Source organism: Cryobacterium sp. Y82 (genome assembly GCF_002929495.1).
Lineage (GTDB): Bacteria > Actinomycetota > Actinomycetes > Actinomycetales > Microbacteriaceae > Cryobacterium > Cryobacterium serini.
The window spans coordinates 36653-57546 of the sequence record NZ_PJJJ01000035.1 but is presented as its reverse complement, the minus strand read 5'-3'; the positions used below and the strand labels follow the sequence as shown (position 1 = coordinate 57546).

General features: G+C 61.3%; 18 protein-coding genes. 8 read left to right on the top strand and 10 right to left on the bottom strand.

Annotated elements, in window-relative coordinates:
• Positions 1-4 precede the first annotated feature (4 nt).
• Positions 5-1057: an anthranilate phosphoribosyltransferase gene (gene trpD, locus CXY70_RS12390; RefSeq protein ID WP_104192850.1), complete on the bottom strand. Its 1053-nt coding sequence runs from the start codon at positions 1055-1057 to the stop codon at positions 5-7.
• Positions 1058-1199: 142 nt separating this feature from the next.
• Here trpD and CXY70_RS12385 point away from each other — a divergent pair, with 142 nt between their 5' ends.
• From CXY70_RS12385 to CXY70_RS12365, 5 genes are all read left to right on the top strand, one after another.
• On the top strand, positions 1200-1826 hold the full coding sequence (locus tag CXY70_RS12385) for a heme-copper oxidase subunit III (protein ID WP_233205921.1): 627 nt from the start codon (positions 1200-1202) through the stop codon (positions 1824-1826).
• 37 nt (positions 1827-1863) lie between these two features.
• On the top strand, positions 1864-2676 hold the full coding sequence (locus CXY70_RS12380; protein ID WP_104192676.1) for a cytochrome c: 813 nt from the start codon (positions 1864-1866) through the stop codon (positions 2674-2676).
• 92 nt (positions 2677-2768) lie between these two features.
• Entirely contained in the window at positions 2769-3842 is a 1074-nt protein-coding gene (locus CXY70_RS12375) for a ubiquinol-cytochrome c reductase iron-sulfur subunit (protein ID WP_104192675.1), read from the top strand.
• A complete protein-coding gene (locus tag CXY70_RS12370; RefSeq protein ID WP_104192674.1) occupies positions 3839-5488 on the top strand; it encodes a ubiquinol-cytochrome c reductase cytochrome b subunit in 1650 nt (549 codons plus the stop codon). Before CXY70_RS12375 ends, CXY70_RS12370 begins: the two co-directional genes overlap by 4 nt.
• A 25-nt stretch (positions 5489-5513) precedes the next feature.
• Positions 5514-6335 carry a putative RNA methyltransferase gene (locus tag CXY70_RS12365; protein ID WP_104192673.1) on the top strand — a complete coding sequence of 274 codons (822 nt, stop codon included), beginning with the start codon at positions 5514-5516 and terminating at the stop codon, positions 6333-6335.
• A gap of 126 nt (positions 6336-6461) precedes the next feature.
• On the opposite strand, the gene CXY70_RS12360 is transcribed toward CXY70_RS12365, so the two are convergent.
• From CXY70_RS12360 to CXY70_RS12340, 5 genes are all read right to left on the bottom strand, one after another.
• Positions 6462-6878 carry a cytochrome c oxidase subunit 4 gene (locus CXY70_RS12360; protein WP_104192672.1) on the bottom strand — a complete coding sequence of 139 codons (417 nt, stop codon included), beginning with the start codon at positions 6876-6878 and terminating at the stop codon, positions 6462-6464.
• Complete coding sequence (gene ctaD, locus CXY70_RS12355; RefSeq protein ID WP_104192671.1) at positions 6879-8609, bottom strand: cytochrome c oxidase subunit I; 1731 nt, start codon at positions 8607-8609, stop codon at positions 6879-6881.
• A 3-nt stretch (positions 8610-8612) separates the two neighbouring features.
• Complete coding sequence (coxB, locus tag CXY70_RS12350; RefSeq protein ID WP_104192670.1) at positions 8613-9503, bottom strand: cytochrome c oxidase subunit II; 891 nt, start codon at positions 9501-9503, stop codon at positions 8613-8615.
• A 251-nt stretch (positions 9504-9754) separates the two neighbouring features.
• A complete protein-coding gene (locus tag CXY70_RS12345) occupies positions 9755-10141 on the bottom strand; it encodes an iron-sulfur cluster assembly accessory protein (RefSeq protein WP_104192669.1) in 387 nt (128 codons plus the stop codon).
• A gap of 147 nt (positions 10142-10288) precedes the next feature.
• Positions 10289-11764, bottom strand: coding sequence for a dipeptidase (locus CXY70_RS12340; RefSeq protein WP_104192668.1), 1476 nt, complete (start codon positions 11762-11764; stop codon positions 10289-10291).
• Between the two features lie 38 nt (positions 11765-11802).
• On the opposite strand from CXY70_RS12340, the gene CXY70_RS12335 reads away from it, so the two are divergent.
• Positions 11803-12396, top strand: a complete 594-nt coding sequence (locus tag CXY70_RS12335; protein WP_104192667.1) for a DUF3043 domain-containing protein — start codon at positions 11803-11805, stop codon at positions 12394-12396.
• 33 nt (positions 12397-12429) lie between these two features.
• Here the strand turns inward: CXY70_RS12335 and CXY70_RS12330 are convergent, their stop codons facing one another.
• Complete coding sequence (locus tag CXY70_RS12330; protein ID WP_233205920.1) at positions 12430-13575, bottom strand: alkaline phosphatase family protein; 1146 nt, start codon at positions 13573-13575, stop codon at positions 12430-12432.
• 123 nt (positions 13576-13698) lie between these two features.
• On the opposite strand from CXY70_RS12330, the gene CXY70_RS12325 reads away from it, so the two are divergent.
• Positions 13699-16188, top strand: a complete 2490-nt coding sequence (locus CXY70_RS12325) for a DNA topoisomerase (ATP-hydrolyzing) subunit A (RefSeq protein WP_104192666.1) — start codon at positions 13699-13701, stop codon at positions 16186-16188.
• 25 nt (positions 16189-16213) lie between these two features.
• Here the strand turns inward: CXY70_RS12325 and CXY70_RS12320 are convergent, their stop codons facing one another.
• Positions 16214-18292: a type IIA DNA topoisomerase subunit B gene (locus CXY70_RS12320; protein ID WP_199183436.1), complete on the bottom strand. Its 2079-nt coding sequence runs from the start codon at positions 18290-18292 to the stop codon at positions 16214-16216.
• 183 nt (positions 18293-18475) lie between these two features.
• Here CXY70_RS12320 and CXY70_RS12315 point away from each other — a divergent pair, with 183 nt between their 5' ends.
• Positions 18476-18712, top strand: a complete 237-nt coding sequence (locus CXY70_RS12315) for a hypothetical protein (RefSeq protein WP_104192664.1) — start codon at positions 18476-18478, stop codon at positions 18710-18712.
• A gap of 104 nt (positions 18713-18816) precedes the next feature.
• Here the strand turns inward: CXY70_RS12315 and CXY70_RS12310 are convergent, their stop codons facing one another.
• Positions 18817-19578 carry a type 1 glutamine amidotransferase gene (locus CXY70_RS12310; RefSeq protein ID WP_104192663.1) on the bottom strand — a complete coding sequence of 254 codons (762 nt, stop codon included), beginning with the start codon at positions 19576-19578 and terminating at the stop codon, positions 18817-18819.
• A complete protein-coding gene (locus tag CXY70_RS12305; protein WP_146066130.1) occupies positions 19575-20852 on the bottom strand; it encodes a MurT ligase domain-containing protein in 1278 nt (425 codons plus the stop codon). Before CXY70_RS12305 ends, CXY70_RS12310 begins: the two co-directional genes overlap by 4 nt.
• Positions 20853-20894 lie beyond the last annotated feature (42 nt).

Genomic DNA, 20894 nt, shown 5'->3' with positions numbered 1-20894 from the left:
GGTTTCAGACCCGGGCCGCCGCAATCCACGCCGACAATTTGGCCGTGGCCACGCCAGAGTCAATTGCTTCGGCGGTCACGGCCAACTTATTGCGAAAGCGCTCCAAAATAGCCACCTGAACTTGGGAAGCATCATTGGCCAAGTCGAAGGCCACCAGCCCGGCCGCGGCATTGAGCAACACGATGTCACGAACAGGTCCTGGCTCCCCGGCGAGGACACGGTGCACAATTTCTGCGTTGTGTTGGGGCGAACCGCCGACCAAATCGCTAATTTGCGCTCGCTTGATGCCGAGGTCACGCGGGTCGATATCGTGTTCGGTGACCAGGCCGCGCGACACTTCCCAGACATGGCTGTGCCCGGTGGTCGTCATTTCGTCGAGGCCATCATCCCCCCGAAAGACCAAGGCCGTTGCACCGCGAGTTTGAAACACACCGACGAAGAGGGGCACCTGATTGAGGTCAGCCACGCCGACGGCGGATGCCTCAGGCCGCGCCGGATTGCACAGCGGACCGAGGTAGTTGAACACGGTGGGAATACCCAACTCCCTGCGAGTGAGGGCCACGTGGCGAAACCCGGGATGGAAGGCGGCAGCGAAGGCAAAGGTGATCCCGGTCTCCTCGAATATCTGGGCCACTCGCGTCGCGTCCCGCGACAAGTCGATCCCCAATTCGCCGAGAACGTCGGACGAGCCGGAAGCTGAACTGGCGGCGCGGTTACCGTGCTTGACTACCGGCACACCCGCTGCCGCGCAGACGATCGAGGCCATCGTCGAAATGTTTACGGTCCCGAACTGATCACCACCCGTACCGACAATGTCGAGTGCCATCGGATGAATTGGGAGCGCAACTGCCTGCTCGAGGATCGCGTCACGAAATCCGACAATCTCGTCGACGGTCTCCCCCTTAGCCCGGAGAGCCACCAAAAAAGCGCCCAACTGGGACGGAGAAGCCTCGCCGAGCATAATGCGTTCCATGCTCCAGGCGGCGTCGGCCACACTCAGGTCCCTTCCGCTAAGAAGAGAATTTAATATGTTGGGCCAAGACTGCGATTCAAGCATGGTCCCGATCATAGGAGAACTGGACCTACTCCCGGAATTCACCGCATCTCCAGACGGAAATTGCACGCTCAGATCGGGTAAAAAGTCCCTCTCGCATGCCTGATTGAGAAAAACCTGTGGGAATATCGGCCATAATGGAGGGGTGACCAGCACCTCAATTACTCAGACGGCAGCGCCCGTCGTGAACCGGCCTAACAGCGTGGCTGTGGGCACCATTGTGTGGTTGGGCAGCGAGGTGATGTTTTTCGCGGGGCTCTTCGCAATCTACTTCACGCTTCGTTCAACCGCCCCCGAGCAGTGGCTGTTCGAGGCCGACAAGCACAACTTCACCTTCGCGTTGATCAACACGTTGGTCCTGGTGTCGTCTTCGGTCACCTGCCAGTTCGGAGTCTTCGCTGCCGAACGGCTGCAGGCTCGTTCAACGGGCTGGAAGCCGAGTGAGTGGGGCATGGTCGAGTGGTTCTTCCTCACCTACGCCCTCGGCGCAATCTTCGTCACCGGCCAGGTGTTTGAGTACGCCACGCTGGTCTCCGAAGGAATTTCACTATCCTCCAACGCCTATGGTTCGGCTTTCTACATAACGACTGGCTTTCACGGCATTCACGTGACTGCTGGACTGCTCGCCTTCCTTCTTGTGATTGGGCGCGGTTTCGCGGTCAAGAACTTCGGCCACAAAGAGGCCACCAGCGCCATCGTGGTTTCCTACTATTGGCACTTCGTCGACGTCGTCTGGATCGGGCTCTTCCTGGTCATCTACGTTCTAAAATAGAAGATAATACTCAGAAACGGGAGCGGACTAGTCCAGCATGACCAAGATCAAAACCCTTCGCGCACGCCGGCCACGCAAGACCGGACGTCGCCATCCTCTCGCCAGTGTTGCGCTCATTGCCGTCGGACTGCTCTTCACTGGAGGCGCCTACGTCGCCTTCAGCACGAGTACTGCCGTTGCGACAACGGATGCGTCCTCCCAGCAGACCATTGCCCAGGGTGAAAAACTCTTCGCGGCGAACTGCGCCACCTGCCACGGGCTCAACGCTCAGGGATCGTCAGAAGGCCCCAGCCTGATTGGAGTCGGAGCAGCCTCGGTCGACTTCCAAGTCGGTACCGGTCGCATGCCCCTGCAGATGCAGGGCCCGCAGGCGCAGAAGAAGCCGGTGCAGTTCACGGCCGAGCAGACTGCCGCACTGGCCGCCTACGTCGCCTCGCTCGCCCCCGGTCCGGCTATCCCCTCCGGCGAGGTGCTCGACGCAGCTGGAGACGCCGCAAGCGGAGCTGAACTGTTCCGCATCAACTGTGCAATGTGCCACAACGTTGCCGGCGCCGGTGGCGCTCTGACGGAGGGAAAGTTCGCTCCCGCAATCGAGAACGTATCGGCCCAGCACATCTACGAAGCCATGATCACGGGTCCGCAGAACATGCCGGTCTTCAACGATATGAACATCTCCCCCGAAGATAAGCGCGACATCATCACCTACCTCAAGTACGTCGAGAACAATCCGTCTCCGGGCGGATTAGCCCTCGGTTCCTTGGGACCGGTAGCTGAAGGCCTCTTCATCTGGATCTTCGGATTGGGCGCAATCGTGGCCCTCACCGTGTGGATCACCGCAAAATCAAACTAGAACGCGGTATCCGGCCTTGACACGCCATTCGGTACCGATCGAACGCTGCGTAGCACCACAGCGCAAAGTATTTACACCCACGAAGGAGAACAATGGCCAAGGACGATAACGGCGCGGAGCACGTAACCGCCGCCGACTCGCCTGGCGCGCAGCTCGCGACATCTGCCGCAAGCACAGCCGTCGTTACACGGGATTCCCTGGTTAACCCGGGATTCCCGCCGCACCGTCCGCGCATCACCGACCTTGACCACAAGGAAGAGCGCAAGGCCGAGCGCACCGTCTACACGTTGTTCTACGTGTCCATCGTGGGCAGCGTTTTTGCGATCGCCGCATACATGGCTTTTCCCATCGTTGCCGAAGATCCCGGTTCCGTTCGCCTGAACAACCTCTTCATCGGCCTCGGCCTGACTCTCGCCCTGATGGCGATCGGCATCGGAGCGGTGCACTGGGGCAAAGCCCTCATGAGCGATCACGAGGGCGTTGACGAACGCCATCCCGTTCGGGGAACCGAACCGGTTCGCGCCCGCGCCGTAGAGATTTTCCAGCAGGCCAACGAGGAATCAGGTTTTGGCCGCCGTACGCTCATCCGGAACAGCCTGATCGGCGCCCTCGTCGTCTTTCCGTTGCCGGCCGTCGTTTTGTTTCGTGGCCTTGGCCCGATGGATCAGGACCCGGTAGCCCTACTCCATGAAACCATGTGGAAAAAAGGCGTTCGTCTGACCATGGACCCGAGCGGAACCCCGATCAAAGCAGCAGACGTCACGCTTGGATCGTCGTTCCACGTCATCCCCGAGGGATTGTCCGAAATGGGTCACGGTCGTTTGGAAGAGAAGGCCAAAGCCGCTGTTCTGCTCATTCGAATGGATCCAAACGACCTAACCGAGCAGGAAGACCGCAAGTCTTGGTCGTATGACGGCATCGTGGCATATTCTAAGATCTGCACTCACGTCGGCTGCCCGGTCGCACTTTATGAACAGCAAACGCACCACCTGCTCTGCCCATGCCACCAGTCCCAGTTTGACGTTGAGAACCACTGCAAGGTCATCTTCGGACCGGCCAAACGGGCACTACCCCAGCTCCCGATCGCCGTGGACGCTGAGGGCTACCTGATCGCACAAAGCGATTTTACTGAACCAGTCGGCCCAAGTTTCTGGGAGCGAGCATGACAACGTTAACCACCCGCGATACCGCTGACGATCAAAGCGTCGGAGCGAAGAAGTCCGGCGGATTCACCGCCTCGGCGGCCAACTATATTGACGAGCGAACGAGCATTTCGGGTGCGGTCAAAGAACTTGGTCGCAAGATTTTCCCGGATCACTGGTCGTTCCTCCTGGGAGAAGTGGCGCTGTACAGCTTCGTCATCATTCTGTTGTCGGGGTCATTCCTGACGTTCTTCTACCAGGCATCGATGGCCGAAGTCGTCTATGAAGGTTCGTACGCCCCGCTCAAGGGCATTCCGATGTCCGTTGCCATGTCATCAACGATGGACATCTCGTTTGACATTCGCGGTGGCCTCCTCATGCGTCAGGTCCACCACTGGGCAGCGCTTCTCTTCGTTGCAGCCATCGGCTTGCACATGCTTCGCATCTACTTCACGGGTGCGTTCCGCAAACCGCGGGAGCTCAACTGGGTCATCGGTTTCATCCTCTTCATCCTGGCCATGGCCGAAGGCTTCACCGGCTACTCCCTCCCCGACGACTTGCTCTCCGGTAACGGGCTGCGCATCATCGACGGCCTGATCAAGGGCATTCCAGTCGTAGGCACCTGGGTCTCATTCCTGCTCTTCGGTGGAGAATTCCCCGGTACGGACATCGTCGGACGGCTGTACTCGCTGCACATTCTGCTGTTGCCAGCGATCATCGTGGCGTTGATTGCCATGCACCTCTTATTCATTGTCGTGCACAAGCACACTCAGTACCCCGCTGCCGGACACACCAATGAGAACGTTGTGGGTTACCCGGTCCTGCCGGTCTACGCCGCCAAGGCCGGTGGATTCTTCTTCATTGTCTTCGGTGTCGTCATGCTGATCGCTTCGTTGTTCACGATCAACCCGATCTGGAACTACGGGCCATACGATCCGTCACCGGTTTCGGCCGGTACTCAGCCCGACTGGTACATCGGTTTCGCCGACGGTGCCATGCGGCTGATTCCTACCGGTTGGGAGTTCGTCTGGCTGAACCACACGTACTCGCTCAACATCCTCGTGGTGCTGGTCGTGGTCGGACTGTTCATCGTGACCGTTATGGTCTATCCGTTTATTGAAGCGTGGATCACGGGCGACAAGCGTGAGCACCACGTGCTCGACCGTCCGCGCAACGCCCCCACTCGCACGGCCATTGGCGCGGCCGGTGTGACGTTCTACGCGTCGCTTTGGGCAGCAGCATCGTCGGACATCATGGCGACGCATTTCCACCTCACCATGGAGGGTGTCATCCATACACTCCAGGTGACCACGCTGCTCGGCCCGTTCCTGGCCTTCTTCATCACCAAGCGGGTTTGCCTGGCCCTGCAGAAGAAGGACCGCGAGATCGTGCTGCACGGTTATGAGTCTGGCCGCATCGTACGACTCCCCGGTGGCGAATTCGTCGAGGTGCATCAGCCCGTCGACGAGTACGAGCGTTGGAAGCTGGTCAGCTACAGCGACTTCAAGCCGCTCATGTTGCGTCCCAACGCTCAGGGCAAGATCGGCGCGGCTGAGAAAGTCCGGGCCGGCCTGTCCCGGTGGTTCTTCGAGGACCGGATCACTCCGGTTACGCAGACTGAGCTCAGCAGAGCCCACGGTGATCATCCAGCGGAGATCACTGAAAAGTAGAGCGAAACCAACAGAACGGGCATCGATGTCACTCCAGACACTATCGGAGTGGCTTCGGTGCCCGAACTGTTTTCTGCCGTTACGCTCCAGCGGTGCGCTTCTGCTGGGCTGTGACCACGGGCATTCCTTCGACGTGAACAAGCGGGGCTTCGTTAATCTTCTTGGCGGGCAGCGCAAATTCATTGGCGATAGCGCGACAATGCTGGATGCCCGGGACCATTTCCTCGATGCCGGGTGGTACGAGCCGCTTCGAGACAGCATCCGCGACATCGTCGCCGATGAGGCGCCCCACCGCATCCTCGATGTGGGTTGTGGCACTGGTTATTACCTGGGCGCAGCGCTGCCCCCAGGAGACGATAAACGGGCGCTGGGAATGGACCTGTCCCCCACTGCCGTGGGTCGTACTATCCGCTCAAGCGATCGCGTTGACGGGCTCGTGGCGGACGTCTGGTCGCCGCTCCCGGTACGCGATGGCGTCGCGGACATCATCCTCAACGTTTTCGCACCCCGCAATGCCGCTGAATTCGCCCGCGTGCTGCGAGCGGACGGGCTTCTGCTGGTCGTGGTTCCGCAGCCGACCCATCTGCAGCAATTGCGCGAGTCGGGACTCGCCGTGCAAATGCACGCCGACAAGGCTGCTCATTTGACGGCGAGTCTCGCCGCCTGGTTCACTCTCGAGGTGCACGAGCAGCTCGGCCGTACCGTGCAGCTAACGGCAGTAGAAGTGATCTCATTGATCGGTATGGGGCCGTCCGCGCATCACTCAGGGCTGGCGGGGGTGGACTCAGCGGCAACGGATCGAGTCGTTACAGTCGCCTTCGACATCTTTGGTTTTCGGCGACGCTGAAAGAACAGTGCGGAGCATCCGACTGTTTCTTTGCGTCATGCATCCCCGTGATGCGACGCGGCTGATTGGTTAAACGACAATACCGACCCCCCCTTAAGGGAGATCGGTATCGACAAAGTTATGTGCTCAGCGGGCGAACACGCCCCGGTAGTACTCGTAGACCCAACCGGTAAGGGCAACAAGACCGATACCTAGACCGATGAAGCAAATCCAATAGCCCACGGCTAAACCGAGGAAAAGTAGCGCCGTTGAAACGGCCAGGAATATGGGCCACCAGCTCCAGGGGCTAAAGAAGCCCATCTCTGGATCACCATCATCAATGTTGCCATCGAGACGGTCTTCGGGCAGCTCCCCCGCTTGAGCCGCGTGTACCCTGTCGAGGTAAAAAGCAATGAACGCTACGAGCAGCGCCGTCAATGCGAGCATGAAGGTGCCGGCCCACTCGACACGACCATGGTCCAACACGTTCCACGCAACATACACAGCTGCGACGACGACAAAGAACGCGGTGAGGACCCAGAGGATGTTGACGTTGGTCTTCATTTATTTAACCTGGTTCGAGTCGATGTCGTAGACCGCAATGTCGGGCGCGTCCTTACCAGGGCCGATACCGACGGGTATGCCGGCTTCAGGGTGGTTCAGGTCAAACGCGGGACGCTCGGAGCGGATTCTTGGAATAGAGGTGAAGTTGTGGCGCGGCGGCGGGCAGGACGTTGCCCACTCGAGTGAGGAACCATAACCCCACGGGTCATTAACGGTGACCTGGGGTGCCTTGCGTGCAGTGATGTACACGTTCAGGAAGAACGGGATCATCGATACGGCAAGAACCATTGCGCCAACGGTGGATACCTGATTCATCCAGGTAAAACCGTCATCCGGTGAGTACGTTGCGTACCGGCGAGGCATGCCCATGACACCGAGCCAGTGCTGGATCAGGAAGGTTGTGTGGAATCCGATGAAGAGCAGCCAGAAGTGCCACTTGCCGAGGCTTTCGTTGAGCATCTTGCCGGTCCACTTGGGCCACCAGAAATAGAACCCGCTGAACATTGCAAAGACCACGGTGCCAAAGACTACGTAGTGGAAGTGCGCGACGACGAAGTACGTGTCCGACACGTGGAAGTCGAGCGGCGGCGATGCCAGGATGACACCGGTAAGTCCACCGAAGGTGAACGTGACGAGGAAGCCGATGGCCCAGATCATGGGCGTTTCGAAGGTAATTGACCCTCGCCACATGGTGCCGATCCAGTTGAAGATCTTCACCCCTGTTGGCACCGCGATCAGCATCGTCATGAGAGAGAAGAACGGCAGTAACACCGAACCGGTGACGTACATGTGGTGCGCCCAGACCGATACCGACAGGGCCGCGATCGAAATGGTCGCGTAGATGAGCGTCTTGTAGCCGAACATTGGCTTGCGACTAAAGACCGGGAATACCTCGGAGACAATGCCGAAGAATGGCAGGGCAATGATGTACACCTCGGGGTGGCCGAAGAACCAGAACAAGTGTTGCCAGAGGATGGCGCCACCGTTGGCCGGATCGTAGATGTGTGAGCCGAAGATTCGGTCGGAGGCTGCGGCGAGCATGGCAGCCGCGAGAACCGGGAAGACCATAAGGGCCAGCAGGGACGTGATGAGCGAATTCCAGGTGAATACCGGCATCCGCCACATCGTCATGCCCGGAGCGCGCATGGTGATGATGGTCGTGATGAAGTTCACGGACCCGAGAATGGTACCGAATCCGGAAAGTCCGAGGCCGACCATCCAGAGGTTCCCTCCAACGCCGGGCGAGAACGTGGTGCTCGCTAACGGCTGGTAGGCGAACCAACCGAAGGATGCCGCGCCCTGAGGGGTAAGAAACCCGGCTACGGCAATGAGACTACCGAAGTTGAAGAACCAGTACGCGAGCGCATTCAGCCTGGGGAATGCAACGTCAGGAGCACCAATTTGCAGGGGAACCAGGAAGTTGGCAAAGCCGAAGAAGAGCGGCGTTGCAAACATCAGGAGCATGATCGTGCCGTGCATGGTGAAGAGCTGGTTGTACTGCTCCTTTGTCTGCACCACGTCGAGCCCGGGAGCGAACAGCTGCGCACGAATAATGAGCGCCATGACGCCACCGAGGCAGAAGTAGATGAACGAGGTGATCAGGTACATGTACCCGATGACCTTGTGGTCGGTGGAGGTGATCCACCGGACGAGAACGTTGCCCTTGCGTTCGGCAGAGCTCGAAACCGGTGCAGCCGGGCGTAACGGAACGGGTGCGATTGTCGTTGTCATGGCTTAGTTGCCCTCCGGTGCCGTCGGGGCACTCGTGCCCGGCTGATTCTGATTCCGGTCGAACTCGTTGTCGAGCTGACCGGTGTAACCCGCAGTGCGTAGTGTCTGAACGTAGATGTCGTAGTCCTCTTGGGAGACGACCTCGACGTTGAAGAGCATGAGGGAGTGATATTCACCGCACAACTCGGCACACTTGCCCGCGAATGTGCCGATGCGCTCCGGGGTGACCGACATGTAGTTCGTCTTGCCGGGGACGACGTCTTTTTTGTACAGGAAGTCGATGACCCAGAACGAGTGGATGACGTCGCGAGATTCAAGCGCTATTTCAATGGTCTTGTCGACCGGGAGCACCAGCACGGGAAGTTTCGACTGGTCGATCGCACCGACCTCGCCGTTGGGATCAACCTGGCCCTGGATGCCGGGCGAATAGACATTTTCGTCGACATAGTTGAAGTCCCAAGCCCACTGCTTGGCTTGAACTTCAATCGTCACGTCGGGATTGTCGTAGCGAGCCTCGATAGCGACTTGGTCGCGCACGGTGAAGGCGAAGAAACCGATGACGAGAATGAACGGCACGATGGTGTAGAAGATTTCGATCGGCATGTTGTACCGAAGCTGAACCGGGAGGCCAGTCTGGCCCTTCCGTCGTCGGTAGACGACAATCGTCCAGATAATGAGGCCCCAGGTGATGAGACCTACGATGAGGAGCACGATCCACGAGGTGGTCCACAGACCAGCTATGCGATCGGTCTGATTGGTCACCGCCGTTTCGCCCTCTTCTTCAAAACCGGGCAGGAAACCGTGGAGCTGGGCTTGCGTGCATCCTGCCAGTACAACGGCTAACGTCGCTGCAAGCGGAATGGCAGCCCAACGAAGGCGGTGATTATTGCGCACCGGGGGACCTTTCGGGAGATTCGAGGACGCTTCTCAGGAAGCGTTTTGATCGATTCCTAGCCTACTCCGCGAGAGCGCATACGAAGTGCACTCCGGGCCGGGTCGCACACGATTTGTGCACTTGGCACTGTCGTGATGGTGTCATTTTGGGCGAATCCGGTACATTCTGGGCTGAAAAAAGCGGGGACATCATCGAAGTGATGATGTCCCCGCAATAGTTACTGGACAAACGCGCGCTGGAGCGCCGACTATTAGTGGAAAGAGTCACCACAGGCGCAGCTGCCGCCAGCGTTGGGATTGTCAATGGTGAAGCCCTGCTTCTCGATCGTGTCTTCGAAGTTGATTGAGGCGCCATCGAGATAGGGAACACTCATTTTGTCGACAACGACCTCGACCCCATCGAAATCAACGAGGGCATCGCCATCGAGCACGCGTTCGTCGAAGTAGAGCTGGTAGATCAGGCCGGAGCAACCCCCGGGCTGGACGGCGACGCGCAGGCGCAGGTCTTCGCGCCCTTCCTGAGTCAACAGGCTGCGTACCTTGAGCGCGGCCGTGTCGGTGAGTCCGACGCCATGCGCAGCGGCAGGGACGTGGGCGGTGTCAGCAGTGCTGACGGTTTCGGTCATGGTGTCGGTCATGCTTCTCCTCGGTTCACGCAGTCACGCACAGTGCGATCTCATAGATTGCGATGTCATTAAGCCTACCCCCGACAACCATAAATTCGACGGGTGCATTCCCACGCTGTCACGATTTCTTTGATCGTCGGCCGCTGATACGGTGTCCGCTCACTGCCCGGTGCGTGCGTTCAGGCTCCCCAAGAGGAAGGCCTCGCTGAGCACGGCGCGTTTGAAGACGCCGAGGTGCAGGGACTCATTTGGGCTGTGGGCCCTCGAATCCGGGTCTTCGACTCCGGTCACGAGAATCTGGGCAGCCGGAAAGACCCGTACCAGATCGGCGATGAACGGGATCGAACCACCTACGCCGATGTCGACCGGTGGAACGCCCCAGGCATCTGTCATGGCGGAACGAGCCTCGGTCACGGCCCATCCACTGGTATCGACGAGGAAGGGCTCACCGGTATCCACATCGTCGATCTCAATAATCGCGCCGAATGGCGCGTTCTCCTGAAGGTGCGTTTCGATTTCCGTTGCGGCCTCTACGGCGGACTGGCCGGGGGCGATCCGCGTGCTGAGCCGAACCGTCACCGCCGGGGTGAGTGTATTGGAGGCGTTATCGACGGTGGGTGCGTCGATTCCCGTCACGGTGAGAGCTGGCTGCGACCAGATTCGGCTCAGGATAGAGCCGTGGCCGATCGGGCTGACGCCGGGCAACAGGCCCGTTTCTGCGCGCAATTGCTCGTCAGAATAGTCCGGGGTGGGAACGTCGATGCTGGTCAGGCCGGCGACGGCCACCGAACCGTCTTCGTTATAGAGGGTCGAGAGCAGCTTGATGGTGGCGAGCATGGCATCGGGGACTGCTCCGCCGAACATGCCAGAGTGTGAGGCATGCGCGAGGGTGCGCACCGTCAACCGTAGAGTGACATTACCGCGAAGGGCCGTGGTGATGGCGGGCGTGTTGATGTCCCAGTTGTTCGAATCAGCCACGACGATCACGTCGCCGCGCAGGGCCTCGCGGTTCTCGTCGAGGAAGGTAGCGAAGGAGCGGCTGCCGAATTCTTCCTCGCCCTCGATAAACAGTGCGATCCCCAGATCGAAGTCGGGACCGACGGCCGCGACGAGAGCGCGGATAGACGCGACGTGGGCCATGACGCCTGCCTTGTCGTCGGCAGCGCCGCGGCCGTAGAGTCGATCGCCGCGCACGGTCGGCGTGAACGGGTCGGATTCCCAGTCCTCGTCCTTGCCGGGGGGTTGTACGTCGTGGTGGGCATACAGCAAGACGGTCGGGCGGCCGTTACGGGCCGAACGCGAGGCGAGGATCGCGGGCTGGCCCAATTCGGTGCCGCCGCCAGTTCCGGTCGGCCCAATGCCGGCCTGCACGATCTCGACCGACTCGAACACGTCGAGGCCCCGCACCAGTGCGGCTACGGCATCGGCGCTGGCCGCGACCTGCGCACGATCGAACGCTGCCCATGACACAGAAGGAATGCGCACCAGCGCGCACAGGTCAGCAATCGTGGTGGGAAGGCCCAATTCGACGGCGTCGCGGAGCGCAGCCCGTGTCTGTGAAGTGGCACTCGAATCGGTCGCCGAATCGGGCGCCAGGCCGTTGGAATGAGAATTTGTCTGTGGGTTACCAGTCATACCGGTAATCTTAAGGCACCCAATTGCAAGGATTTGATGTGGCTAAGCCTCCCGTAAACCCCGACGCCCAGCCGTCGATTGAAAGTTCCCACGAGACCGCAGCGCGCCTCGGTGTCACGCCTAACCCGGGTAAGGGTCAGGCGACCCCCACCCGGAAGAAGCAGGAAGCGGCCAACAAACGCCCGTTGGTTCCCGATGACCGCAAGCTGGCCGCTAAGCAGGCACGCGCCAAGTCGACCGCTGCGCGTGACGTGGCCAGGGTCGGCATGGCCGCCGGCATCGACAAATACCTGCCGCTGCGCGAACGCGGCCTGCAAAAGCGCTATGCCCGGGACTACGTGGATGCACGGTTCAACGTCGGCGAGCTGATGATTCCGGTAATGTTCCTGGCTATCCTTCTCACGACGGTTCCCAGCCTTGCCAGCGTGTCCCTGATTGCGCTCTGGGCGTTTTTCATTCTCGCGGTCATCGACTGCGTCGTTCTCGGCTTCGTTCTCACCAAGAAGATTGAGGCCAAGTTTGGAGCCGACAAAGCCGAACGCATTCGCTGGTATGCAGCCATGCGTGCGCTGCAGCTGCGGCCGATGCGTCTGCCCAAGCCGCAGGTCAAGCGCCGCCAGTACCCGGTCTAACCAGCCGGGTTCCCAGCGCGCAGCGTGGGCGAGTTATCGCGCGAAGGCGCCCGCGCGGATCAGCGGCACACGCACTTCCTCATCGGTGAGGGAGCCGTGCTGCCCGATCATTCTGCGGGCTCTCTGGTCGGTCGGACGGGAGTCGTAGTAGGCGATCGACTTGCGGGCGGCGACGAGTACATCGCCGATCCGCGGGAGTACCCCGGCGGCAACGCGTCCGTACAAGCCTGCCGAGACGGCTTCAGCGCGGGTATAGACCCAGGCGCGGTCCCCCTGGGACGCGCGCCAGGCATCCGCCAGCGTATCAGCGGTCACCGCGGACTGCAGCGGATCGAGGTAGAGCTGTACGCAGCGCGGGTCCCCCGCCACGTGACGCACACCGGACACGAGGGCGGGTTCGGTGTCGAAGAGTACATGTCGTGTGTTCGGTACGTCGATCACACCGTGATCGGCGGTGAGCAACAGGCCCTCGTCGGAGCGCAGCGTCGCCGCAAAGCGGGTCACTTCGGAATCGAGGTTTTCCAGCTGGGCCAGCCACCGGTCGGACTCCCAACCGAGAGCGTGCGCTGCGACGTCGAGTTCGGCCACGTACAGGTAGATCAGCGCGGTCGGGTTGTCGTTCAGGATGTTGCGCGCGGCCGCGAATCGATCGGCCACCTTCTCGGCAGGAACGTACTGGGCGCCGCGCAGCACCGCCTGGGTGAAGCCGGAGTCCACAAACCGCCTAGGGCCGATGGCGAAGCTCGGCACGTGCTCGTCGGCAGCACGGTCGAAGACGGTGCGGGCCCGCTGCCAGGTGGCTGGCTGCATACCGTCGTCCCAACCGGTGAGTTGGTTGACCACGCGGTCGTTGGCCTGGTCGAGAACCTGATAGCCGACCAGACCGTGCTGGCCCGGTTCCACGCCGGTGGTGAGCGACGCAATTCCCGCGGCCGTTGTGGCAGGGAAGACACCATCGATGATGCTCGACTTGTTGAGCCGGGACGACAGGAATCGGGCGTGCCCGGCGCGTGCTCGAAGAGAGCTGACGCCGAGCCCATCCGCCAGAATCACGACTGCCTTGCGCACCGGGGGCAAGTCCAGCGCGTTCGGCCGGGCGCAAACAGCACTGAGGGAACTGGCGAGAACATCGGCAAGGCGCAGGGCACTGAATTGGCGGGCCGGTAGCATGGTGGGCATCGGGTCTCATTCTTTCACAGGGATGAACCCGGGCCCTCCAGCGCTCCCGAGAGCGCTTCCTACATAGTGCAGAGGTCGCCGGTTCAATCGGTTTCCGCCGCACGCTTGAAGCAGAATTTTTCAATGAGCCGCTCAGACAGCACCCCACCAGCCGCCAGCACAGCCAGCACCGAACGCATCGAAGACGTCGATGTGTCGGCGGAGATGCAGGGATCCTTCCTCGAGTACGCCTATTCGGTGATCTACTCCCGGGCCCTGCCCGACGCCAGGGATGGCCTAAAACCGGTGCAGAGACGCATCCTGTACCAGATGAGCGAAATGGGACTGCGCCCCGACAGGGGTCACGTCAAGAGTGCCCGCGTCGTCGGTGAGGTGATGGGCAAGCTCCACCCGCACGGCGACACTGCCATCTACGACGCCCTCGTGCGCATGGCCCAGTCATTTTCCCTGCGCGTGCCGCTCATCGACGGGCACGGCAACTTCGGTTCTCTCGACGACGGACCGGCCGCACCGCGCTACACCGAAGCCCGACTGGCTGCTCCGGCGCTGGCCATGACCGAGAATCTCGACGAGGACGTCGTGGATTTCGTGCCCAACTACGACAACCAGCTGACCCAGCCCGACGTGTTGCCGGCCGCTTACCCCAACCTGCTCGTCAATGGCACCAGCGGCATCGCCGTCGGCATGGCAACCAATATGGCCCCACACAACCTGATCGAGGTCGTCGGGGCAGCCCGGCACCTACTGGCCCACCCGAACGCGACCCTCGACGACGTTATGGAATTCGTGCCAGGGCCCGACCTGCCCACCGGCGGAACGATTGTTGGCCTACTTGGGATCAGAGATGCCTACAGCACCGGCCGCGGCAGCTTCAAGACCCGCGCCCGGGTCTCAATCGAGGCGATCAGCGCCCGCAAGACCGGACTCGTCGTGACCGAACTCCCCTATCTGGTCGGCCCGGAAAAAGTGATCGAAAAGATCAAGGACGGCGTCAACTCCAAGAAGCTCAGCGGTATCTCGGACGTCACCGACCTCACCGACCGGATGAAGGGACTGCGGCTGGTCATTGGAATCAAGACCGGCTTCAGCCCCGACGCCGTGCTCGAGCAGCTCTATCGGTACACGCCGCTGGAAGATTCCTTCAACATCAACGCTGTGGCCCTGGTCAGTGGCGCCCCGCAAACCCTGGGGTTGCTCGAACTGCTGCACGTTTATGTGAACCACCGCATCGAGGTTGTCACCAGGCGCTCTGCGTACCGGCTGGCCCGTCGAAAGGAACGCCTGCACCTCGTGCTCGGTCTGCTCGTCGCGATCCTCGACATTGACGAGGTCATCCAAGTCATTCGTGCCAGCGACGACACCGAACAGGCTCGTGCCAAGCTGATCGATGTGTTCGACCTCAGCCAGATCCAGGCTGAGTACATTCTCGAACTGCGCTTGCGGCGCTTGACTAAGTTTTCTCGCATTGAACTCGAAACTGAACGCGACCAGTTGCTCGCGGAGATCGCGAAACTTCAGAAGTTGCTGTCGTCGAAAGCGGCCATTCGCACGCTCGTTTCGCAAGAGCTCGGTGCTGTGGCCGAAAAGTTCGGTACTCCGCGCCGCACGGTGCTGACCGAGGCCAAGCCGAGCATCGCCGGGCTGTCGGCCGCCGCCGCCAAACGCCAAGCCGCAGTCCTCGAGGTGCAGGACATTCCCACCCGGGTCTTTCTGAGCGTGACCGGGCGCATTGCCCGTGTGGATCTGGTCGCGGTCGACGACGCCGTGCCTCCTCGGATCCAGCCGCCACAGCGCCGCAGTAAGCACGATGCTGTGCTGTCGACGCTCGACACAACGAGCCGCACGGAGGTAGGCGCCGTGACCAACCGGGGCCGGCTCATCCGCTTCTCCCCCGTCGACCTTCCGGTGATGCCGCCCACGTCCATCCAGTTGGCGGCTGGCGTGCGGATCAGCGAGTACCTCGTGCTGCCCGACAAAAAGGAACGCGTGCTGGCCGTTGTCTCGCTCGACTCTGATCGGGCAATCGCGCTTGCCACGCGGCAAGGCGTCGTTAAGCGGGTCACTCCCGGTGACTGGGCCAACAAACCCGACTTCGAGATCATCGCACTCAAGCCGAAGGACGAGGTGGTCGGTGCCGTGCAGGGCGCCGAGGACGACGACCTCGTTTTCATCACGTCGGATGCGCAGCTGCTGCGGTTCACCGCGTCGGGTGTGCGCCCCCAGGGCCGAGCGGCCGGAGGGATGGCCGGCATCAAACTGACGCCGGGCGAAAACGTCGTGTTCTTTTCCAGCCTGTCGACCGACGACGTCACCACGGCTGTCGTGGCCACAGTGGCATCGAGCAGTCAAACGTTGCCAGGCACCGACCCCGGCAGCGCGAAGCAGAGCGATTTCTCGGAATATCCGGCCAAGGGACGCGCCACCGGCGGCGTGCGCGCCCAACGCTTCCTGAAGGGTGAAGATACCCTCGCGGTGGCCTGGGTCGGCCGCTCCCCTGCCCGCGCCGTTGCCCCGGACGGAACTCCGCGCACCCTGCCGGATTCCGGCTCCCGCCGCGACGCCTCCGGAGTAATGCTCGACGCCATGATTGGAGCGATCGGCGCCGAGATCTAGCCGATGTCGGGGCGATAGCGACTGGTTAGACGTCGATGCGGTCCCGTGAGAGTTTGTCGGAACTGTCGATAATGAACTCTTTACGCGGGGCAACGTCGTTGCCCATCAGTAGCTCGAACACTTTGCCGGCGGACTCGGCATCGGCGACGCGCACCCGCCGCAGCGTGCGGTGGGCGCGTTCCATGGTCGTGGTGGCGAGCTGGTCGGCATCCATTTCCCCAAGGCCCTTGTAGCGCTGGATTGGATCTTGATAACGCTGGTTCTTCTTCTCGAGCGCGCTGAGGACCCCGTGCAGTTCGATCTCCGAGTAGGTGTAGATGGTTTCGTTGGGCTTGCTTCCCGGGTTCATCACGACGACTCGGTGTAACGGCGGTACGGCGGCAAACACGCGGCCCTCGGTGATCATCGGACGCATATAGCGGAAAAACAGCGTGAGAAGCAGGGTACGAATATGGGCGCCGTCGACGTCGGCGTCGCTCATGATAATGACCTTGCCGTAGCGCGCAGCCGATAGGTCGAAGCTGCGCCCGGAACCGGCGCCGATTACCTGAATGATCGAGGCACACTCCGTGTTGGAGAGCATGTCGGCAACCGACGCTTTCTGCACGTTCAGGATCTTGCCCCGAATCGGCAAAAGCGCCTGATGCTCGCTGTCGCGAGCCAGCTTGGCGGTGCCGAGGGCTGAGTCCCCTTCAACGATAAAGAGCTCACTCGTCGATACGTCGTTGCTGCGGCAGTCCACCAGCTTTGCCGGCAGGGAAGAACTCTCGAGGGCGTTCTTGCGCCGCTGGGTCTCTTTGTGTGCCCTGGCGGAGATGCGCGACTTCATCTCGGCGACGATCTTGTCGAGGAGCAACGCTGACTGGGTCTTGTCGTCGCGCTTCGGCGAGGCATAGCGCTCAGCCATGGTCTTGGCGACCACGTTGGCGACGATTGCCCGAACCGCTGGCGTACCGAGCACTTCCTTCGTCTGCCCCTCGAACTGCGGTTCAGGCAAACGCACCGTGAGTACGGCGGTGAGGCCGGCCATCACGTCGTCCTTGTCGAGCTTGTCGCTGCCGACCTTCAGTCGTCGGGCGTTCAGTTCGACCTGACCGCGAAGAAATTTAAGCAGACCGGCATCGAAGCCGGCCTGGTGGGTTCCACCCTTAGGCGTGGCAATAATGTTGACGAAACTTTGCACGATCGTGTCGTAGCCGGTCCCCCAGCGCAGGGCGATATCCACCTGGCAGTCGCGAACGAGTTCGGTGGGCACCATGGCACCTTTGTCGGTGAGCACTGGCACGGTTTCGCTGAAGGTACCGCTGCCGGTCAGTCGCCAGGTGTCGGTGATTGGGGCATCCGTAGCGAGGTGCTCGACGAATTCGGAGATGCCACCGTCGAACTGGAACAGGCTGATCACGGGCACATCGGTGCGCCGGTCGGCAACCTCGATCGCGAGGCCGGGCACGAGGAATGCGGTCTGACGGGCGCGACCCAGTACCTCGTCGGTCTGGAACGTGGCGCCCTTGGTGAAGATCTGACGGTCGGCCCAATAGCGGATGCGGGTTCCCGTGACGCCGCGCTTGACCTTTCCGATCACCCGCAGCTCGCTCTGGTTCTCAAACGGAGTGAACGGGGCATCGGGGCTCTTTTGCTCCGCGTCGGCAAACAGGCCCGGTTCGCCCCGGTGAAACGACATGGCCCAGGTCTTGCCGTCGCGGTCGACTTCGACATCCAGACGTTCGGAGAGAGCATTGACGACGGATGCTCCCACTCCGTGCAGACCACCGGACGCCGCGTACGATCCGCTGCCGAACTTTCCTCCGGCGTGCAGTTTCGTAAACACGACTTCAACGCCGGTCAGTCCGGTCTTGGGCTCGATATCGACCGGGATTCCCCGGGCGGTGTCGCGTACTTCGACGCTGTGGTCTGGGTGCAGCTCGATGTTGATGCTGGCACCGTGTCCGCCCAGGGCTTCATCGACGGAGTTGTCGATGATCTCCCACAGGCAGTGCATCAACCCGCGCGAGTCGGTGGAACCGATGTACATGCCGGGGCGTTTGCGCACCGCCTCGAGTCCCTCAAGGACGGACAGGTGGCGCGCGGAGTAATCAGAGTTCACAACATCTAAGAATACCGGCACCGACTAGCAAGTTTTCGCGCGGAACCGGCTGGTCGCGACTCGCCACTGACCACAACACGTCTACGCGGTGAGCGAAATACCGGCCAATCATCTCGTCATAGTTCCTTCGGCGTGTTTACATTGATTAACAGGGTTCATGCATTCAATCTGGAGGAGGAGAAAATGTCCCAGATCGCCACCGATAATGGTGCCGTAGCCAACCAGGGTACCCCCCATCAGCTCACCGCAGCCGACCGCTGCGACGCTTGCGGTGCCCAGGCTTACATTCGTGTCGTCGTGAAGAACAGCGAACTGTTGTTCTGCGCGCACCACGGCCGGAAGCATCAGGAGAAGCTCGCGGCCATCGCTGAAAGCTGGCACGACGAATCGAGCCGGCTGCTCGAAGATCAGCGTTCCTAGCTGACTGAGCGACTTCAAAACAAATGCCGCGCAGGCGGCTGGCTTCGGCCAGCGGCCTGCGCGGCTTTCTCGTTGTTGAGGGTCGTGCTTCGTCTATGTGGGCGCTATTCGGCTGAATGTCCGAGCCGCACGGCCACTTGATTGCGTGCCGCCCGCGCGGTTTCATCGACGGACATTGACCGTGCTCCGCGTACATAGTCGAGTCCGGATCGAGTGAAAGTTGCCTGTAACAGGTGATCGGCCAGGGCCGGGTTGCGCGCGAGCACCGGCCCGTGCAGGTGGGTACAGAACACCTCGCCCATGGTCAGCCCCTCAATCTGCGGTCCGCTCGCCCGGGTATCCGAGTTACCGATGCCGTAGATCACCCGCCCGAGCGGACTGGCGTCGGCGCCGACATAGTCGCGGGCATGGTTCTCGAACCCGATCAACCGCCCGTACCTCGACGCGACGATGATGTCATCGGTTGCGCGTGCAGCACGCGGTACGGCGTGGCCGGCCACGAGCCCGAGACCCTCCAGCACAGAACCATCGGCGAGCTCGATGCCCCAGCTCAGCAATTCCCAGCCAGTTCCGACGGCCAGAATGGGCACACCGGAGTTGGACCAGACGCGCAGTTCTTCGACCAGTGTCCGCAGTGCGTCCCTGGCCGGTAGGAGGTCAGCGTCCGTACCTGAACCGATTGACACCGCGTCCACGTGTTCGGGCAGGTCAGCGCGAGAATGCACCTCGACCACCAGCGCGTCGTGGCCGCTCCACCGAATGCGCTGCGCGAGCACTCTGGCGTTACCGGCATCGCCATTCGTATTGAGCAGGCGCGGCAGCAGCGAAACGACCGTGAAGGGCCGGTCAGGCGAAGTGGCGGTCATACCGGGTCCTCAGAGTTGGAGACGAGGCCGAGGTGCGCGCGCGTGCGCCGCATTCCGTCGGCCGAAAAGATAATGGTTTTCACCCCGGATGTGGGATCGGGCAGCGCCAGAAACGCGTCGAGGGCAGTCGGTACATCCGGTTCAATGCGGTCAACGGCAACGTCGTCATAGGCCAGCTGCAGGGCGATCTCGTGCGCCTTGAGTCCGGAAGCCATAAGCACGTGGCCGAGCCCGGACGTGTCCACCGGCCAGAAATACGACGGGTCGCGAACGTCCGAGCCGATAATCACCAGAATTTGCTCTGTGCCCGATACGAGACTGTCGACATTGAGCTGAAAGCTCGACGGGTTTTGCACCAGAACAAACTCGATGGTTTTGCCACCGACGGTCACCATTTCGCCGCGGCCGAACACGGCCGGCATAGCCGACAACGCCGCACAGGCCATTTCCGGAGAGAAGCGTTCGCCGAGGGTCACGCTAGCCGTGCTCAAGGCGGTCAGCGCGTCGACGGCATAGTGGATCCCGCGGGCAGGTAAGCGGATGCTGTGAATACCCGTGGCAAACTGCACGTCGGCGTCTCGGCCGACCACCCGAGTGAGCTGTAGCCCGCTTCCGGCCGGCAGGCGAGTCGATGCGGTGTCGGCATAACCGAGTCCACGAGGATACTCAGCGAGAACCTCGGCCGTCACACCGTAGCGGGACACCGCAATGCCTGGTTCGAGGGCAGAGCCTAGGTCGGCCAGGTACCGGTCATCGGCATTGAGCACGACGGACTCCGTCGCCCGAGCGGCGATTTTCTCCAGAAGGGCAGCGACCATTTCGGAATCGTGGAACCGATCGATCTGGTCGACCATGACGTTGGTCAGGGCAACGACTCGCGGAGTCAGGGACCTGGCGATAAACGCGCCGTGTCCTTCATCCATTTCAAGCACGGCAACATCGTCGGCGATCGTGCCAGCGAGACTGACCTGTTCCAGAAGGGCGCTGGTCAGACCCTGGCTGATGTTGGCTGTCGACTGGTTGGTGAACACGGAGAGGCCGTGGGCGCGAAGAATAGCGACGAGCATCTTGGTCGTCGTTGATTTGCCGCTTGACCCGGTCACGATCACGAGACCGAGCGGAAAACCGTTCAGCGTCGCGGCCAGAAAGCCCGGGGCGATGCGGTTGACGACGACTCCGGGGATGGCAGAGCCGCCGCCCGGTTTGCGCCATCGTGCCAGCACTCGAACGATTCGACCGACCAGAATCGCGGGGGCGAACCGGAGGGCACTCACGAAGCGCACTGCATAGCCGGGGCGGGACCTGCCACTGTCACG

What these genes read in the sequence shown, in the direction of transcription:
- trpD (WP_104192850.1), bottom strand. Translation starts at nt 1,057, where the DNA reads ATGCTTGAATCGCAGTCTTGGCCCAACATATTAAATTCTCTTCTTAGC.
- CXY70_RS12380 (WP_104192676.1), top strand. Translation starts at nt 1,864, where the DNA reads ATGACCAAGATCAAAACCCTTCGCGCACGCCGGCCACGCAAGACCGGA.
- CXY70_RS12375 (WP_104192675.1), top strand. Translation starts at nt 2,769, where the DNA reads ATGGCCAAGGACGATAACGGCGCGGAGCACGTAACCGCCGCCGACTCG.
- CXY70_RS12370 (WP_104192674.1), top strand. Translation starts at nt 3,839, where the DNA reads ATGACAACGTTAACCACCCGCGATACCGCTGACGATCAAAGCGTCGGA.
- CXY70_RS12365 (WP_104192673.1), top strand. Translation starts at nt 5,514, where the DNA reads ATGTCACTCCAGACACTATCGGAGTGGCTTCGGTGCCCGAACTGTTTT.
- CXY70_RS12360 (WP_104192672.1), bottom strand. Translation starts at nt 6,878, where the DNA reads ATGAAGACCAACGTCAACATCCTCTGGGTCCTCACCGCGTTCTTTGTC.
- ctaD (WP_104192671.1), bottom strand. Translation starts at nt 8,609, where the DNA reads ATGACAACGACAATCGCACCCGTTCCGTTACGCCCGGCTGCACCGGTT.
- CXY70_RS12345 (WP_104192669.1), bottom strand. Translation starts at nt 10,141, where the DNA reads ATGACCGACACCATGACCGAAACCGTCAGCACTGCTGACACCGCCCAC.
- CXY70_RS12340 (WP_104192668.1), bottom strand. Translation starts at nt 11,764, where the DNA reads ATGACTGGTAACCCACAGACAAATTCTCATTCCAACGGCCTGGCGCCC.
- CXY70_RS12330 (WP_233205920.1), bottom strand. Translation starts at nt 13,575, where the DNA reads ATGCCCACCATGCTACCGGCCCGCCAATTCAGTGCCCTGCGCCTTGCC.
- CXY70_RS12325 (WP_104192666.1), top strand. Translation starts at nt 13,699, where the DNA reads ATGAGCCGCTCAGACAGCACCCCACCAGCCGCCAGCACAGCCAGCACC.
- CXY70_RS12315 (WP_104192664.1), top strand. Translation starts at nt 18,476, where the DNA reads ATGTCCCAGATCGCCACCGATAATGGTGCCGTAGCCAACCAGGGTACC.
- CXY70_RS12310 (WP_104192663.1), bottom strand. Translation starts at nt 19,578, where the DNA reads ATGACCGCCACTTCGCCTGACCGGCCCTTCACGGTCGTTTCGCTGCTG.